The organism is Sphaerospermopsis reniformis (assembly GCF_005402885.1).
GTDB classification, from domain to species: domain Bacteria; phylum Cyanobacteriota; class Cyanobacteriia; order Cyanobacteriales; family Nostocaceae; genus Sphaerospermopsis; species Sphaerospermopsis kisseleviana.
Map to the genome: position 1 here is coordinate 1 of NZ_BJCE01000532.1, position 700 is coordinate 700.

1 protein-coding gene is annotated in these 700 nt (G+C 34.3%); it reads right to left on the reverse strand.

Features of this window, described 5'->3' with window-relative positions:
* A partial coding sequence (locus FFR48_RS28235; RefSeq protein WP_503827319.1) for a transposase family protein occupies positions 1-522 on the reverse strand: 522 nt, incomplete at its 3' end.
* Positions 523-700: the final 178 nt, after the last annotated feature.

Below are 700 nucleotides of genomic sequence, written 5' to 3' on the forward strand. Positions count from 1 at the left end.
ATACTTCAACCCCTGACTATGTAACCATTTCCTTAATTCAGCACCATGAAATTCTCTATCGCCAATAATGACTAATTGATAACGTTTCAATAACCTAATTACCGGACGTAATACTTTCTGTTGTTCTTGCAAATTACTACAACCTTCTTTATCTAGCATACACCAATATATTGGTAATGCTCTTTTTTGATAAATTACACTTACCATCAAAATGTTATTATCCTTCCATTGGGTTCTGTCTATAGCAATAACCAATTGTGAGAGTGGTTTAAATAAGCGTGCTAAAATTACTTCAATAATTGGAAACCATAACAGCACCACACTCAACTTATTAGAGTTCAAAAATCTTTGTATATGACGACGACGGCTATTTTCTTGTATTGGTAATGGCAGGTTCGCTGCTAATCTTTCTATTCTGACTTCTTTCTGTGTTTGAAGTACCCACACCAACATTTTTAGGGTGATTAACTGTCTATTAGTCAAGTATTTTTCGAGGATTTCTTGATAAAATAATGGTAGCATTTATTTTTGTGGTCTTGTTATTTTGACGAGACCATTCTTTTTTACCATCAAACTGCACCCTATAAATATCTGCTTAATAACTGTATACTATTCTCAATAAGCACCAGATTTTTTCAGAGGGTCTATCACCTCAAACCTTTTCCCTATCTTGGTTTCAACTTGCTTGTCGCCCCCTCAA